Origin of the sequence: Pectobacterium colocasium, assembly GCF_020181655.1 — a bacterium.
GTDB lineage: Bacteria > Pseudomonadota > Gammaproteobacteria > Enterobacterales > Enterobacteriaceae > Pectobacterium > Pectobacterium colocasium.
Window position 1 is genome coordinate 3518509 of the sequence record NZ_CP084032.1, and the last position, 17123, is coordinate 3535631.

At 53.5% G+C, this 17123-nt stretch carries 12 protein-coding genes; 3 read left to right on the top strand and 9 right to left on the bottom strand.

The window, feature by feature from the left end:
• Nucleotides 1–218 precede the first annotated feature (218 nt).
• From glrR to purL, 5 genes are all read right to left on the bottom strand, one after another.
• Nucleotides 219–1556, bottom strand: coding sequence for a two-component system response regulator GlrR (gene glrR, locus LCF41_RS15965; protein WP_225085432.1), 1338 nt, complete (start codon nt 1554–1556; stop codon nt 219–221).
• On the bottom strand, nt 1553–2389 hold the full coding sequence (qseG, locus tag LCF41_RS15970) for a two-component system QseEF-associated lipoprotein QseG (protein WP_225085433.1): 837 nt from the start codon (nt 2387–2389) through the stop codon (nt 1553–1555). The genes glrR and qseG overlap by 4 nt, the downstream gene beginning before the upstream one ends.
• Before the next feature lie 35 nt (nt 2390–2424).
• The gene (locus tag LCF41_RS15975; protein WP_225085434.1) at nt 2425–3861 is read right to left on the bottom strand and encodes a sensor histidine kinase; all 1437 of its coding nucleotides are present in this window, start codon (nt 3859–3861) and stop codon (nt 2425–2427) included.
• Between the two features lie 695 nt (nt 3862–4556).
• A complete protein-coding gene (locus LCF41_RS15980; RefSeq protein ID WP_225084889.1) occupies nt 4557–5879 on the bottom strand; it encodes an IS4 family transposase in 1323 nt (440 codons plus the stop codon).
• Between the two features lie 112 nt (nt 5880–5991).
• Nucleotides 5992–9879, bottom strand: a complete 3888-nt coding sequence (gene purL, locus LCF41_RS15985; RefSeq protein WP_225085435.1) for a phosphoribosylformylglycinamidine synthase — start codon at nt 9877–9879, stop codon at nt 5992–5994.
• A gap of 216 nt (nt 9880–10095) precedes the next feature.
• On the opposite strand from purL, the gene mltF reads away from it, so the two are divergent.
• Nucleotides 10096–11604 (top strand): membrane-bound lytic murein transglycosylase MltF, encoded by a 1509-nt coding sequence (gene mltF, locus LCF41_RS15990; RefSeq protein ID WP_225085436.1) that lies wholly within the window; start codon nt 10096–10098, stop codon nt 11602–11604.
• A gap of 17 nt (nt 11605–11621) precedes the next feature.
• Here the strand turns inward: mltF and tadA are convergent, their stop codons facing one another.
• Genes tadA through murQ form a run of 3 tightly spaced genes read right to left on the bottom strand, consistent with a single transcriptional unit; the run spans nt 11622 to nt 13809 of the window.
• Nucleotides 11622–12146, bottom strand: a complete 525-nt coding sequence (gene tadA / locus LCF41_RS15995; RefSeq protein WP_039508033.1) for a tRNA adenosine(34) deaminase TadA — start codon at nt 12144–12146, stop codon at nt 11622–11624.
• Nucleotides 12147–12195: 49 nt separating this feature from the next.
• Nucleotides 12196–12834, bottom strand: coding sequence for a phosphatidylglycerophosphatase C (yfhb, locus tag LCF41_RS16000; RefSeq protein WP_225085437.1), 639 nt, complete (start codon nt 12832–12834; stop codon nt 12196–12198).
• A 48-nt stretch (nt 12835–12882) separates the two neighbouring features.
• Nucleotides 12883–13809 (bottom strand): N-acetylmuramic acid 6-phosphate etherase, encoded by a 927-nt coding sequence (gene murQ / locus LCF41_RS16005; RefSeq protein WP_225085438.1) that lies wholly within the window; start codon nt 13807–13809, stop codon nt 12883–12885.
• Between the two features lie 143 nt (nt 13810–13952).
• On the opposite strand from murQ, the gene lapG reads away from it, so the two are divergent.
• Both lapG and lapD read left to right on the top strand, forming a co-directional pair.
• Nucleotides 13953–14642: a cysteine protease LapG gene (lapG, locus tag LCF41_RS16010; RefSeq protein WP_225085439.1), complete on the top strand. Its 690-nt coding sequence runs from the start codon at nt 13953–13955 to the stop codon at nt 14640–14642.
• A 9-nt stretch (nt 14643–14651) separates the two neighbouring features.
• Nucleotides 14652–16604: a cyclic di-GMP receptor LapD gene (gene lapD, locus LCF41_RS16015; RefSeq protein WP_225085440.1), complete on the top strand. Its 1953-nt coding sequence runs from the start codon at nt 14652–14654 to the stop codon at nt 16602–16604.
• Nucleotides 16605–16723: 119 nt separating this feature from the next.
• On the opposite strand, the gene LCF41_RS16020 is transcribed toward lapD, so the two are convergent.
• Nucleotides 16724–17068: a tryptophan synthase subunit beta gene (locus LCF41_RS16020; RefSeq protein ID WP_225085441.1), complete on the bottom strand. Its 345-nt coding sequence runs from the start codon at nt 17066–17068 to the stop codon at nt 16724–16726.
• Between the last annotated feature and the right edge of the window lie 55 nt (nt 17069–17123).

A 17123-nucleotide genomic window follows, 5' to 3' on the forward strand; every position in this document is an offset into this window, starting at 1 on the left:
AAGCCGAGCATCAGCAAATAAACAGCATGTCAGAACTCAGGCAGACAATCCATATCCGTCATACTTCAAGCAGCTTATGCGTTGACTGCGCTTACTCACCTCTGTCACTGATGTAAGCTTTTGAGGATTCGGACGGTTGCCGCCTTTACGCGACTCGAATTATTTAGGATTACCCCACCTCGCATCACGCTGCAAGCGTGCTGCCAGCTATCTCAACGCTAGTCTTTAAAATCGTTGGCATCCAGTTCATGGCGACCCAACAGTTTATAAAATTCTGTTCGGTTACGCCCAGCCATTCGCGCAGCCTGTGTCACGTTGCCTTTTGCCATCTGTAATAATTTTCGCAGATAGTTCAGTTCAAACTGATGGCGTGCTTCAACAAACGTTGGCAACGCCGTGTTTTCACCTTCCAGCGCCTGTTCAACCAGCGCGTCACTGATGACCGGAGCGCTGGTCAGTGCCACACACTGTTCAATGACATTCACCAGTTGACGCACGTTACCCGGCCAGCTTGCCGTCATCAAGCGCTTCATCGCGTCGGTTGAGAAAGTGCGCACAAAAGGCTTGTGGCGATTGGCGGATTCACGCAGCAGATGATTTGCCAGCAGAGGAATATCTTCGGCACGTTCATGCAGCGCGGGCAACTTCATATTCACCACGTTGAGTCGATAATACAGATCTTCGCGGAATTCATTTTTCGCCATCGCCTTCGGCAAGTCTCGGTGCGTAGCGGAAATAATCCGCACGTCGATATCCAGATCGCGGTTGCTCCCCAGCGGACGGACTTTTCGCTCCTGCAGCACGCGTAGCAGTTTAACTTGTAGAGACAGCGGCATATCGCCGATTTCATCTAAAAACAGCGTACCACCTTCCGCCGCCTGAAAAAGCCCCTCACGGCTGCTCACCGCACCGGTAAAAGCGCCTTTTGCATGACCGAACAACTCAGATTCCAGGAGTGGTTCCGGCAGCGCACCACAGTTAATGGCAATAAACGCTTTCTTCGCACGCGGGCTGGCCGCATGAATGGCCTGAGCCAGCACCTCTTTCCCGGTTCCGCTCTGGCCATTAATCAACACGCTGACATCCGACTGTGCGACCATTCTAGCCTGTTCCAGCAGGCGCAGCATAATGGGGCTGCGCGTCACGATAGTTTCGCGCCAGCCTTCATCACCCGCTGGCGCGGACAGCGCCAGCGCTTCGTCTATCGCTTTATAAAGCGCATCACGGTCTACCGGCTTCGTCAGGAAGCTGAATACCCCCTGCTGCGTGGCAGCAACGGCGTCGGGAATCGAACCGTGAGCCGTTAAAATAATCACCGGCATCCCCGGCTGATAGCGCTGAATTTCAGAAAACAGCGCCATGCCATCCATCTCGTCCATGCGGAGATCGCTGATCACCAGATCGAACGTCTCGCGCGTTAACAGCCGCAGCGCCTCTTGGCCGCTCTCCGCCGTCATCACGCTAAATCCTTCGCTGGTCAGGCGCATGCCTAATAGCTTCAGCAGACTGGGGTCATCATCCACGAGCAATAAATTCGCCGTTTTTCGGGCTGTCATTGTCTTGCTGACTCCTTCTTCGTCGTCGGTTTATCCGTATGCGATTCCATCGGCGGCGTATAGGTGTCATCCGCATCCACTGGCTCACTTCTGGATTTCACTGCCGAATTACGTGAACCGTCTCTATTCGCCCCCGCCCCGCCACGGCGATCGGTATCGTTATCCGGCATTTCTCCCGACAGTTGCTTACGCGACGACAGCTGACGTTCAATATCCGTCAGATTTTCCAGTTTCTGCGTGGTCGTTTCTAACTGGTATTGCAGGTGACTTTGCTGAACGCGCAGGGCATCTAACTGCTTGTCGCTGGACTCCTGTAAACGCTTATAGCGCAGGCGCTCATCCGACAGCGCCAGAAATAGCGTTTGCCTGTCACGCCAGGTTTGCATCAGCGGGCGCAGCGCCGCAGGAAAAGCCAGACGGTATAAATTGATCTGCTCCAACACCTGACGTCGCTCGGCCTGAGTAATACCGGCATTATCCAGCAGAATGCCCTGCTTAAACACGCGATCCCAACTATCCCCCGCAACCAGCCCGGCTTCCTCGCGAGCCTGGAATTGCGTCAAACGCCCGGCACAATCCATCGCCCGTAACCAATAAAGGGCGTTATTCATGGATTCACGATCGTCTATCTGCCACAGGTGCTCGCATTGCGCGATACGGAAATCCGCAACCTGCTCTTTCGGCGGAGTAGCTTCTATTTCCAGCAGCGCCGAACCATGATTCACATGGCTATTACACGCTGCCAAAACGAGTGGCGACGACATAAGCGCCGCCTTCAAAAGACGGGAAAATACGCTATTCGTAAGCCATCCCTTCATAACCCATGCATTCATTATCTATTCATTCTCAGACTTTATTCATTATCGGACTATTCGTTATCGGGCAATAAGGGTAGCTCAATGCGGAAACACACATCAGCATAATCCACGGTAATCAGGCTCAATTCACCACGCATACGACGAATGCAATCACGCGCGATACTTAGCCCCAACCCGCTTCCTTTAACCGCACCACGGCGCTGATGGCTTCCCTGATAAAAAGGCTCAAAAATCATGCTCCGTTCTGCCTCAGGAATAGGCGTACCATTGTTGGCGACATCAATCTGAATGCGATTGCCAATTTGACGGCTATAAATCCAAATGTTACCGGATTCCTTACCGTAGTGCACCGCATTGGAATAGAGATTATCAATCACTCGCATCAGCAGGGTCGTCTCCGCCCAGCAGTGCCCAACAGTCAGCGCCACATCGGTATGAATCATTTTGGCGCGGGCAGGCAGACTGTGGGACGACACGACAATATCGACGATCTCTTCAATTTCAACCCGTTCCAGTTCGGTCGGCGTATCCGCCAGCTTACGGTTATAATCCAGCAGTTGGTCGATCAGTTGTAACAAATGGCGACTGCTGCTATCGAGGATAGCGACAACCTCTTTTTGATCGGCAGTCAATGGGCCCACCACCTCATCAGCCAGCAGTTCAGTGCCTTCCCGCAGGCTCGCCAGCGGCGTTTTAAGTTCATGGGAAATATGGCGTAAGAATTCATGTCGCTGCGACTCCAGCCAGGACAGACGTTCACTCAGCCAGATAATGCGCTGCGCCAGCGTCCGAATCTCACGCGGGCCTTTGAAGGTGCTGGTGTTCCCCAGCGATCGGCCTTCACCAAGGCGGTTAATCATCCGCTCTACGCCATTAACCGGACCGATAATCATCCGGGTAAAGAGAACCACCAGCATCACGCTGACCAGAAATAAGATCAGCGCCTGCCAACCAAAGAACTGGCCACGTTCGGAAATAGCCTGCTGGAGCTGTTGCCCGCGAGAGAAAACAACGTCACGCGTCACCTGCACCATCTGTCCGTTGGCGCGAGAGAATCCCTCTAGCAGACTCGATGCGGTTTGTTCCGGACCGCTGTTATGACAGCGTATTTCGCTAAGCTGAGTAAGAAGCTGACGCAACGTCTGGTAATAGCGGGGATCGGGCAGCACCTGCGCATGAGAGTCCAGCATTTGCGAATACTGTTTACGCTGATTCTGGTAGAGCGTTGCCAGCGTTTGATCGTCCAATACGCAGTACTGTCGGTAGCTACGCTCCATTGCCAGCGCCACGCTGGTCATCGCCTCACTGCGGCGAGCATCCGCCAGCGTTGTCCGGTTGATATCGGCAGCCTGTTCGCTCAGCATGTTCAGGCTTTGGTAAGCCTGATAGGCCAGTACCAACAACGGCAGCAGCACCAACAAAAACGCCATAATTACCAATTGCCGCAGGGAACGCGGGAATAAACGCCATCGTTTCAAAGAAATCATCTCGTTACCTATCGAATCCGCATTGATGCTAACCGAGTCTTATAAAAGTTCAACGTTTTCCCTTGTGACATGCGCAACGCTTCGCAATACGGTATGAATGCCAATGTAACGTCGTGAAAAAGTAGCGCAGTAAAAAGCAATCAGAGGGATTGGATTCTAGAGGTGACGGGAGGTAAAACGTCACGCGGCCAGAAGAATCGCTCCCTCTGGCCGCATAACTGAATAGGCGGTGCCTCACTCAACGTGTCGCCCGATGCTTGATAACGTTCGTTTTCACGCCCGGTTATCGGTCTGGTGGACGATAGGCACCCTTTCTTTTGGCATCATTCCAGATGTTATGAGCGAAAATATTTGCCAGTCAGCAACGCAATCATAACCAGTTGAATGAGCAACATGAATTATATTGCACTTATCATGCCAATCATTAATGATTTAATTTAAGACAATGATTATAAATGATATTTAACTAATTCCTTGTCGAAAAAAATCATTATCCAGGATAGCAATAACGGAAATACGCGCGAAAGTAGCCATTTATGTCGCTAAAAACAGACAGCTTTATAACAATACCATGTTACCACTATAAATCAATCAGTTAAGTGTCACCAATTAGAGACAACAAAAAACCAGTACGTCGCAAAAAAACGACAAACGGAGAAAACAGACGTAAAAAAGGGGCCGAAGCCTAATGCCGGTCACTTAAGGTGACCGGCATTGTTTTTTAACGGATATTTCGCTCGTCTTCCCCTGATTTCTCGGGGGTAACTTCGCTCCCTTCTTAACGGCAATACCAGATAGATTGCCTGCTCATAAAAATGCTTCAGATGTCCTGGTATCGCACCCGGTGATGAACCCGGCAGACCGATAAGTAATCGCCAGATTTCCGTCAGGGCGCCGCTGAAGCTCAACTGATACGGCAGGTAATCTCCTTTCAGCGTAAACGCCATTTTCACCATCTGATAACGCACCAGATTGTACGTCAGCAGCACGCCCCACAACTCCTGCCTCACCATTTCCGGCAGTCTGCTCCGTAAATGCCACCTGTTACCCAGCAAGCCTTGTTTCGCCTCGCGATATCCCAACTCGATTTCCCATCGGTGAGCGTAAAGGGCGTTCACCTCCGCCGCCGGATAACGCATCGGGTCCGTCAGTGACGTCAGCACCTCTCGCGTTTTTCCTTCTATCGTCTTCGTTAACAACCGCGCTGTGATGCTCTCCGGCAGCGTCGCCCATTGTTTACGCGCCTGCGGCGATGTCTTTATCCGTACCAGTCTGTCTTGCCTGCCCAGCTTGCTTATCACTTCGTATTGCGTATTTTTCTTCAACGGCAGCAGCCAGTGCCGATTTTCCCCTGCTGTTCGCCAGTGATGCAGTAAACCGACGGAGTAAAACCCTTTGTCGAACAGGGTTATGCTGTTATCTGGTGTTTTTCCGGTCAGCTCTGCTGCCAGCCGCATCTCGTTGACATCGTAGCGGCCGAACGCACTGGCAGTTATCAGATGACTGCTCAGTTCCATCAGGCAAGCCATTCTCACCTGCGGGTAACCCTTGTCGCCGTGCTGATTGGAGGCCTTGCCGAAGGCCGCCTCATTTTCCGGTGTATCCTGCGTTTGCCAGACCACACCGTCGACGGCAAAGAGGTTAAGCCCATGCCATTGTGGGTGCTGAGCCTGTTCGTTCCAGTGTCGTTGTGTGATATCAAACAGTTCTCTGACAGCAGCCTCACCGAGCGTCTGCCGCCGTTGTATGACTGAACTGGGGGCGACGAACGGGGTGCCTGAGCGATCAGCGATATCCATGAGATTAACGATGTGGGAAAGAGGGCGCTGATTGAATACGGCCATGCCAATAACCAGCCACACCATGGACTCAAGGGGGAGTTTTCGCTTGCGCAGCGTGACGGTATCAGTGAGCGTTAATGCCTGTTCAATCATGCTAACGGGTAGGAGATCAGCCAGAGTGTGAATCTGTTCCGGCGCAGTAAGATTGATAATGCCAAGAGCCTGAGAAAGTTGCATAAAAAAAGGTCCATGAATGTCATGAACCTTTTTTACACCAACGGCTGGATCGTTCAACTAATCCTTAAACGATCGGCATTAGGCCGAAGCCCCTTCACTATCAGACACTCACTCAGCCGAGCTGTCTGCGTGCATTACGGAACATACGCATCCACGGACCATCCTCGCCCCACTCTTCCGGATGCCAGGAGTTGCTAACGGTACGGAACACACGCTCAGGATGCGGCATCATGACCGTTGCCCGACCGCTGGTGCTGGTGACCGCCGTAATACCGTTTGGTGAACCATTCGGGTTAGCCGGATAGTTTTCGGTTACCTGACCGTAGTGATTGATATAACGCAGCGCCACCAGGCCGTGCTCTTCAATCGCCGCTAAATGTGCATCATCACGGACTTCAACCTGCCCTTCACCGTGTGAAACGGCAATCGGCATACGCGAGCCAGCCATGTCGTTCATGAACAGCGACGGGCTTTTCTCCACTTCAACCAAGCTGAAGCGCGCTTCAAAACGGTCAGATTTATTGCGGACAAAACGCGGCCAGAGATCGGCACCCGGAATCAGTTCACGCAGATTGGACATCATCTGGCAACCGTTACATACGCCCAGCGCCAGCGTCTGCGGGCGTATGAAGAATTCCGCGAATTCATCACGCACGCGAGAGTTGAACAGAATGGATTTAGCCCAACCTTCACCCGCGCCTAACACATCACCGTAAGAGAAGCCGCCGCAAGCAACCAGCGCCTGGAAATCCTGCAAATTACGACGATTCGCCAGCAGGTCACTCATATGGATATCGATCGCATCAAAGCCAGCGCGGTGGAATGCCGCCGCCATTTCGACATGAGAGTTCACACCCTGTTCACGCAGGACAGCCACTTTAGGGCGGACATTCTTAGCGATATAAGGTGCAGCAATATCTTCCTGCGGATCGAAGGTCAGCGACACATTAAGACCGGGATCGTTATCATCCTGTCTGGCGATATGTTCCTGATCGGCACATTGCGGGTTATCACGCAGGCGCTGCATCTGCCAGCTGGTTTCTGCCCACCAGCGGCGCAACGTTGAACGGCTTTCCTGATAGACCGCTTCCGCACCCTTATTGATGGTAAAACGCGTTCCTTCCTCAGCGTGACCGAGGTAATGCACACAGTCGGCTAACCCATGCAGCGCCAGAACGGCATTCACTTCAGCACGACGTGCAGCAGGAATCTGGATGACGGCGCCAAGCTCTTCGTTAAACAACGTCGCCAGCGTATCTTCACCCTGAGAGGCGATATCGACGGTAATGCCACAGTGGCCAGCAAAAGCCATCTCTGCCAGCGTCACCAGCAAGCCGCCATCTGAACGGTCGTGGTAAGCCAGAAGCGCTTTGTCCGCGACCAGTTGCTGCATAGCGTTAAAGAAGCCCGCCAACTGCTCTGGACTATGCACATCAGCCGTCTTACGACCCAACTGACGATAAACCTGTGCCAGCGCCGTCGCGCCCAGCGCTTTATTGCCTGCGCCCAGATCGATCAGCAATAGCGCATTATCCTGCCCGGTACGCAGCTGTGGCGTTACCGTGTTACGCACGTCTTCAACACGGGCAAACGCAGAGATCACCAGCGACATCGGCGAGGTGACCGCACGATCTTCACTGCCTTCCTGCCAGCGAGTTTTCATCGACATGGAATCTTTACCGACCGGGATCGTCAGACCCAGCGCCGGACACAGCTCCTCACCCACGGCTTTCACCGCTTCGTACAGCCCGGCATCTTCACCTGGGTGCCCCGCAGCCGCCATCCAGTTCGCGGACAGCTTCACGCGAGTCAGTGGGCCAATGTGCGTAGCAGCAATGTTCGTCAGTGCTTCACCGACGGCTAAACGCGCAGAAGCCGCGAAGTTACGTAGCGCCACGGGGGCACGTTCGCCGATAGACATTGCCTCACCGTAATAGCTGTCCAGGCTGGCGGTAGTCACCGCACAGTCAGCCACCGGCACCTGCCACGGGCCAACCATCTGATCGCGCGCCACCATGCCGGTAACAGAGCGGTCGCCAATGGTGATCAGGAAGGTCTTTTCTGCCACCACAGGCAAATGCAGCACGCGCTCGACCGCTTCGGCCAGATAGATTTCGTCACGCTGTAACAGTGCACCTTCAACCCGCTTACGCTCAACGTCACGCAGCATCTTCGGCGTTTTACCCAACAGCACATCCAGCGGCAAATCGATAGGCTTGTTGTTAAAATGACGATCGTTCATCGTCAGATGCAGTTCTTCCGTCGCCTCACCGATCACCGCATAAGGTGCGCGCTCGCGACGACAAATTTCATCAAACTGTGCCAACTGTTCTGGCGCAACAGCCAGAACATAGCGCTCCTGCGATTCATTACACCAAACTTCCAGCGGGCTCATGCCCGGCTCATCGTTCAGAATATCGCGCAGTTCAAAGCGGCCACCGCGGCCACCGTCGCTCACCAGCTCCGGCATGGCGTTGGACAAACCGCCCGCACCGACATCGTGAATGAACAGGATCGGGTTGGCTTCACCCAACTGCCAGCAGCGGTCGATCACTTCCTGACAGCGGCGCTCCATTTCCGGGTTATCGCGCTGTACTGAAGCAAAATCCAGGTCTGCATCAGACTGACCCGATGCCATAGAGGAAGCAGCACCACCGCCCAGACCGATATTCATGGACGGCCCGCCCAGAACAATCAGTTTGGCACCAACGCTAATTTCCCCTTTCTTGACGTGATCGGCGCGGATGTTGCCAATGCCGCCCGCCAGCATGATCGGTTTGTGGTAACCGCGCAGTTCTGTGCCATTGTGGCTATCGACGCGTTCTTCATAAGTACGGAAATAGCCCGTCAGTGCAGGACGACCGAATTCGTTGTTGAATGCCGCGCCGCCCAGAGGGCCTTCGGTCATAATATCCAGCGCGCTGACAATACGCTCAGGCTTGCCAAACTCTTCTTCTTCCCACGGCTGAATAAAGCCTGGAATACGCAGGTTCGAGACGGAGAAACCCACCAGACCCGCTTTCGGCTTGGAGCCGCGGCCTGTTGCGCCTTCATCACGAATTTCACCACCGGATCCTGTTGCGGCGCCCGGCCACGGCGAAATCGCGGTTGGGTGGTTATGCGTTTCAACCTTCATCAGGATATGTGCATCTTCCTGATGGTAAGCATATTGCCCGTTGGTATCCGTGTAGAAACGACCGACGGCGGATCCTTCCATGACGGCGGCGTTATCTTTATAGGCGGAGAGAACGTGATCGGGCGTATGTTCAAACGTGTTTTTAATCATTTTGAACAGTGATTTCGGCTGAGCGACGCCGTCGATCACCCAATCAGCGTTAAAAATCTTGTGGCGGCAGTGTTCAGAGTTCGCCTGTGCGAACATATACAGCTCGATATCGTTAGGATTGCGCCCCAGTTTGGTGAAGACTTCCAGCAGATAATCAATCTCATCTTCCGCTAATGCCAGCCCCAGACGGACGTTAGCCTCTTCCAGCGCCTGGCGCCCTTGCAGCAGAATTTCGATGCGTTTGAAAGGTGCAGGCTGATGATGAGAGAACAGCGCTTCGGCCTGTTTCAGGTCGCTAAACACGCTTTCCATCATCCGATCATGCAGCAATGCCCCCAGTTGCTGCCACTGTTCATCGCTCAGCGTAGGCGCATGAATATAGAAAGCCAGACCGCGTTCCAGACGCAGCACTTTGCTTAATCCACAGTTATGGGCGATATCCGTTGCTTTGGAAGACCACGGTGAAATCGTGCCGGGACGCGGCGTGACCAGTAACAGATGGCCTTGCGGCTCGTGCTCCGCGAGAGAAGGACCATACTTCAGCAAACGTGTCAGTTTGGCCTGTTCATCGGTGTTCAGCGGGGCGCTGACATCGGCGAAATGTACGTATTCAGCATAGATATCGCTAACCGGCAAAACGTGCTCTTTGCAGCGGACCAGCAATTTATTAATACGAAAAGCCGATAAAGCAGGTGAACCACGCAGTATTTCCATAATCTAAAGTTCTCTCGTCTTCGATGCTCTGGCTGCGATACAGCCATTGGGCACAACAGGGGGGAAACGCGCACATTATAGAGAATCCTTCCCCCGGACGAAACCGTTTGCGTGGCGATAATTTCATATCGTATCCGGAGAATGATTAATCGGTGACCAAATCAATAAAAGTTGCACACTGGCGGTTTGTTAAGCAAAATGCCCCCACTCTGGGAAATGACGTATAAAAAAACTGCCGTTACAGACAGACAGGCCGCACGGCCGCCGAGAGATAACTATTTGAAGCCTTTAAAATTAAATTATTTTTTCATCGGGATTATCACGTTACTGCTGGCGTTAGCGCTATGGCCTAGCATTCCCTGGCGCAGTAGCCAGGATGCTCAGCTCAGGCAGATCCTCTCACGCGGTGAGTTGCGTATCAGCACCGTTAATTCACCGCTGACTTATGCATTGAGCAACGGATCCCCGACAGGTCTGGATTATGAACTGGCAAAACGTTTCGCTGATTACCTCGGCGTCAAGCTGGTGGTGTCGTCACGTAAGAACCTTGACGAACTGTTTGACGATCTGGACGGTGATGACGCCGATCTGCTAGCTGCCGGGCTGATTTATAATCATGAGCGTCTGGAACGCTTCCGTGCTGGCCCAACCTACTATTCCATTTCACAGCAAATAGTCTATCGCCTCGGCTCGCCCCGTCCAAAAACGCTGGATAAACTGCAAGGCCGGCTCGTCGTTACATCCGGTTCCGCGCACGCGGCAACCCTACGCGATCTAAAAGCAGAGAAGTACCCGCAGTTGAACTGGGAATCCGCCTCGGACCAGAGCACGCAGGAATTATTGAAGCAGGTAGCTGACGGCAGGCTGGACTACACGCTGGGTGATTCGGTCACGATTGGCTTGATGCAACGCATTCACCCGCAGCTCGCCGTCGCCTTCGATCTCAGCGACGAAGAACCCGTCACCTGGTATATGCGCCGTTCGCACGATGATAGCCTGTCTGCCGCGCTGCTGGACTTCTTCAGCCAGATTGTCGAAGACGGCACGCTTGCGCGTCTGGAGGAGAAATATCTCGGTCACGTGGGCGAATTTGACTATGTCGATACCACCACATTCCTGAGTGCAATTGATGACACACTGCCGGACCTACGCCCGCTGTTTGAAAAATACGCCACCGATATCGACTGGAAGCTGCTGGCCGCCATCTCCTATCAGGAATCACACTGGAACCCGCTGGCGACGTCACCGACCGGCGTACGCGGGCTAATGATGCTCACACGCAACACCGCAGAAAGCCTGAACGTCACCGATCGCGTCGATCCTGAACAAAGTATTCGCGGTGGCGCGCAGTATATGTCACACATGATGCAGAAAATGCCGGACACCATCCCAGAGGATGAAAAAATCTGGTTTGCGCTGGCGTCCTACAATATGGGGTACGCCCATCTGCTTGACGCGCGTAAATTGACGGAAAAACAGAAAGGTAACCCCGACAGTTGGGTCGATGTGAAAATGCGCCTGCCGATGCTAAGTCAAAAGCGCTATTACACGCAAACCACCTACGGCTACGCGCGCGGACACGAAGCCTATAACTACGTGGAAAACATTCGGCGCTATATGGTGAGTCTGGAAGGTTACCTGATAGAAAAAGAAGCGAAAGCGCAGCAACAGACCCAGATCGCACAAGGCTACCCTGCCGTTCCTATCAATAAGGTGCCGGAATAAACCTGCATAAAACGCCGCTACTCCTGCGCGGCGTTTTTGACTGCGGCACGACGGGCTTTATGTTGCTCACGGCGCAGGCGAAAGAAGGCGCTGAGCGTAGCAGAACATTCATCAGCCAGAATGCCGGATTCAATCACAATCTGATGATTCATTCCTGGGTGGCGCAGAATATCCACCAGCGACCCCGCCGCCCCCGTTTTCTCATCTGACGCGCCGTAAACCAGACGACCAATACGGCTGTGTATCATCGCACCCGCACACATGATGCACGGCTCCAGCGTGACATACAGCGTTGTCTCCAGCAGGCGATAGTTCTGCAACACCTGCCCTCCCTGCCGTAGCGCCATAATCTCAGCGTGTGCAGTAGGATCGTGATGCCCTATCGGCCGGTTCCACCCCTCGCCGATCGCTTCATTATCCAGCACCAGCACCGCACCAACCGGCACTTCACCTTCATCCTGAGCACGCTGAGCCAGCGTTAATGCATAGCGCATCCAGTATTCATCGTTAGGCAGGCTAACCACGTTTCCTCTCTCGAACATTCATATTTTGGCGGCGCATTATACCTATCTAGATGGCGTATTGAAGGCGTTACTCCAGCTGTTGCAGGCTACCTTCGGGGGTGACTCGCCAGCGGTGTTCGCAGAAATAGAGCAGCGGATTGTCCTGTTTGCTATCACTGTAACCGCTGTAGAGCTTGAGCGGCGCGCCTAAACGCTGCTCCATCTGAACGACTTTTTCATGCCCCAGACAACGCAGCGTCAACACCCAGCCGCCGTAGCGGCGTGTAATCTGGCTACCCATCAGGCGAACGCCGGGTAGGAAAGGTGAATCATAATAGACCTGTTCCACCAGCCGCTGCGGCGATCCGGTCACCAGCCAAACCTGCGCATCGCTGTCTTCAAGATAGGTTTTCAGCCGCTGCTGAACCTGTGGAAACGGGATGACATCATGGCGAAACGCACCGACAAATTGCTTTTCCAGTTGAACCAGTTCATCTTCAGAGCGCCCAAACGTAATCGCCCACAGCAGCCAGCTCATCGGCCAGCGCGCCGCGCGACCACGAATCAACAATCCCAGTCCAATAATAGGTAATAGCGGGATAACCAGAACGAGGTTTAACGGCAGCCGGCGAAGTAAAAAACGCAAAAAGCTGCCAAACATGTCCTGCTGATGCAACGTGCCATCCAGATCAAAAAAAACAATGCGTTGCTCTCGCTTATCACTCAAAACGTTTCTCCCGATTTACCTCAAAATAGCACCGACACCAAAATAATCTTATCCGCCAATCAGCGCCTCACGCAGGTAGCCGTTGTGCTGTTTCAGGCGCTCACGCGCCGCGTCGACATCAATATTCGCCAGAAGCATCAGAATCGCAGGCTTCACTTCGTTATCCGCCTGCACCAGCGCCTGCCGCGCCCTTTCCCGCTCGGCGCCCGTCGCTTCAACGACAATGCGGCAAGCGCGATCCAACAGCTTCACGTTGGTTGCCTTCACATCCACCATCAAATTCTGGTACACCTTTCCCAGCTTAACCATTACGCCGGTAGAAATCATATTCAGAACGAGTTTTTGCGCCGTTCCTGATTTCAGCCGCGTCGAGCCCGTTAACGCTTCCGGGCCAACCACCGGAGAAATCGCCACCTGCGCCTCCTGCGCGATAGGTGAATGTGGATTGCAGGAGATCGCCGCCGTCCGGCAGCCTACATCACGCGCATAGCGTAGCGCGCCAATCACATACGGCGTCCGGCCTGATGCCGCAAGGCCGATCACCATATCCACAGCGGTTAAATCCAGTGCTTTCAAATCCGCTTCACCGAGTGCGGGATCGTCTTCCGCGCCTTCCACAGCCTTCAGCAGCGCGCCCGGCCCACCGGCAATCAGGCCGATCACCAACCCGTGTGGTACGCCAAACGTTGGCGGACATTCTGAAGCATCTAGTACACCTAAACGGCCACTGGTGCCCGCACCCAGATAGATCAGCCGCCCACCCGCCTGTAGCGACGCCGTCGCCAGATCGACCGCTTCGGCAATCGCAGGTAAAACCTGCGCAATGGCTTCAGGCACTTTCCGATCTTCCTGGTTAAACGCGTGCATCATCTCCAGCGTAGAGAGCTGATCCAACGCCATCGTTGCCGGATTGCGCATTTCGGAAACCAGTTTCCCTAAATTAAGGTTATCGCCATTCATCACATCTGAATGCATTCCACTACCTCATGCTTTATCTACATGTTTATGACAAACCACTATTTTCACCACTATACTGCTTTTGAGGCCTGTGAAAGTACGCTATTCTGCATCGAATTCACTCTCCACATTTATCTCGCAAGGTAAACAGAGAAACCTCAGTGCGGCTCCTCGGGTTCAGACTCTCCAGTTACAAGCTCTTCTTTATTAGCTGTCTGCTGTTTCTGCTGGCGGGTTCGCTACGTGCTGACTGGGATTTTATTACCATTAATCAGCGAACCGAGCAGCTTTATGGCCCGGCAACGCCCGATGCTCGTCGCCGAATAGATGAATGGCAGACGCTGTTGGTCAATTCCCGCAATAAAGAGGAAAAGGCGCTGCTGAGCAGCGTGAACCAATTTTTCAATGACCATATGCTGTTTCGCGATGATATCGTCGTCTGGAATCAGGAAGATTATTGGGCAACCCCGATTGAAGCACTGCGTAAAGGTGCCGGGGACTGCGAAGATTACGCGCTCGCCAAGTATTTTACGCTGCGCCATTTAGGCGTCCCGGCGGATAAATTACGTATTACCTATGTTAAAGCCGTGCGTCTGAATAAGGCGCATATGGTGGTGACTTATTATCCCACGCCCACCTCGATTCCACTGGTGCTGGATAATCTGACCGACAAGATCCAACCGGCGACAGAACGCAATGATTTAGTGCCGGTGTACGCCTTTAATGGCGGCGGGCTATGGCTGCCCGGTGCCAGCGGCAGCAACAAACGCGTCGGTGACAGTAAACGACTTTCACGCTGGCAGGACGTATTAACCAAAATGCGTGCCGAAGGGTTTTCAATTGAGGAGTAAGGGTAGGCTATGTCTCTATACAAACAATTACTGATAGCCATTTGCCTGTTTGTGCTAATTATTTTCAGCGGGAGTTTTTTCGTCAGCCTGGAAAATTCGCGTGAACAGTACAATAACCAGCTTCACTCTCACGCGCAGGATGCCGCCACCGCGCTTGGGCTTTCCCTGACGCCAAATATTGATGACCCGGCAATGGTAGAGCTGATGGTCAGCTCAATTTTCGACAGCGGCTATTTTTCCAGTATTCGCGTGCGAGATTTAAAAACCGGCAACGTCACGCTGGAGCGTACCGCCTCGCCAGATATCCCTGACGTACCGGCCTGGTTTGTCCAGTTAGTGAACCTGCAACCCGGTGCAGGCGAAGCCATCGTGATGCGCGGCTGGGAACAGGCGGCAAAAGTTGAAGTCATCAGCCACCCGATGTTCGCAGTCACCCGCCTGTGGCGCAGCAGTACCGCGTCTTTCCTGTGGCTGCTCGGCTGTGGCACGCTGGGCGTGTTTATCGGCGCGCTGTTCTTGCGCCGTCAGTTACGTCCGCTCGATTATATCGTCGATCAATCGCTGGCAATTACCCGCCGCGAATTCCTTAGCCAGCCAGATTTACCCAATACGCCGGAATTTCGCCGCGTCGCACAGGCGATGAATCTGATGGTCAGCAAGCTCAAAACGCTGTTCGAAGAGGAAGCGGAACGAAGCGAGCGCTTACGTCAGGAAGCCTATCAGGATCCTCAAACCGGATTGAATAACCGCCGCGCGTTTGACATGCAGTTCAACGATAAGCTGGCTGATGAGGAAACGGCACCTGGATTCCTTATCATGATTCGCGTTCAGGATCTGGCGGGAATGAACCAACGGCTGGGCGGTCAGCGTACCGATGCGCTATTAGCCTCCGTCGGGCATATCCTGCGTAACACACAGAAACAGCATACGAATGCAGAGAGCCTGCTGGCGCGCATCCGCGGGGGAGAATTTGCACTATTCTGCCCAGGGCTGGTCGATAAAGAAGCCTATGCGCTCATTGGCGAACTGACGCGCAATATCGAAACGTTGCATCTGACAGGCGAAACCGACGTTTCCCCTGTCGCCCAATTCGGCATGGTGCCTTTCCGTCCCGGCGATACCGCACAATCGCTATTTATCCAGGGCGATCAGGCGCTCACGCGAGCCGAAAGCAATACCGATACCAGCGCTCCTCATGAGATTCCGTCCGTCAGTGCCGAACAGGTCGAAACCGATCGCCATAGATGGTTTAACCTGCTCGACCCTATCCTTGAACAGGAACGTTTGCAGCTTTTCCTGCAGCCCGTCGTCGCCTGTGACGATCCCAGTCGAGTTCTCCATCACAAGGTGCTGGCTCGCATTCAGGATGAGCAAGGAAACAGTATCGCCGCAGGTCGTTTCCTGCCGTGGATCCAGCGCTTTGGCTGGGATACGCGTCTGGACCAGACGATGCTGCGTGAAGTGCTGGACTACCTTCGCCAGCACAATGGCAACCTCGCATTAAGCCTGTCCGGCACTACCGTCCTGAATCTTCATTTGCTCGCCGATCTGCTTGCTCCGCTAAAACATCAGCCGGATGTCGCCAGCCGACTGATTCTGGAGCTGGATGAAAACCAATTGCCAGACAGCGCCCAACTGGAAGCTTTAATCAAGTTATTGAATGAACATGGCTGTGCGCTGGGGCTACAGCATTTTGGTGGGCGCTTTAATATGATAGGCAACTTGTCCCAGTGGGGGCTGGCGCATCTGAAAGTCGATGGCAGCTACATCCGTAATATCGACCAGGAAGACGATAAGCAAATGTTTATCGAGGCGCTGTATCGCGCCACCAACAGCATTGCTCTGCCGCTCATCGCCGAACGTGTTGAAACTGCAGGTGAGATGAAAGTACTTCAGGAGATGGGTTTACAGGGCGCGATGGGACGGCTGCTGGGTGAACCGGCACCTGCGGTTAGAGTCTGATTGGCTAACCGCGTTTAATGCCCCCGGCTTCTCGCTACGATGTTGAGAAGCCGGAAACGGCTGAACGAAACGGTAGACATGGTTTATTCAAAACATGGTCTATTCAAAACATGGTCTATTCAAAACATGGTCTCTTCGTCGTCACCAATCAGCTTGTTCAATCCGCCATTTAACGCTTCACGCGCCTGCGCGCGATTAATCAACTTCAGCTGTGCCGCCTGAGGGAAATCAGTAATGCTCACCACACCTTTCTGAATCAACACCTGAATTAAATCCTCCAGCACGCGTACCATTTCCAGATCGCTTTGCCGTAGCTGCTCCAAACTGGACATCGCCGCCTGATGGCTGCGGAACCAGGCCTGTGCCTCGCGCGAATCATCCGGCAACTCGCCATTCATTTCAGGAAAAGGACGCTTTTCTACCTTCATCAGGTGGCCATCACTGTCGCGCTGGATATAAAACATTCTCGGAGACCTTTTAAATTTTTGATAAAGAAAGGAGCCGGACAGGCTCCCCCTT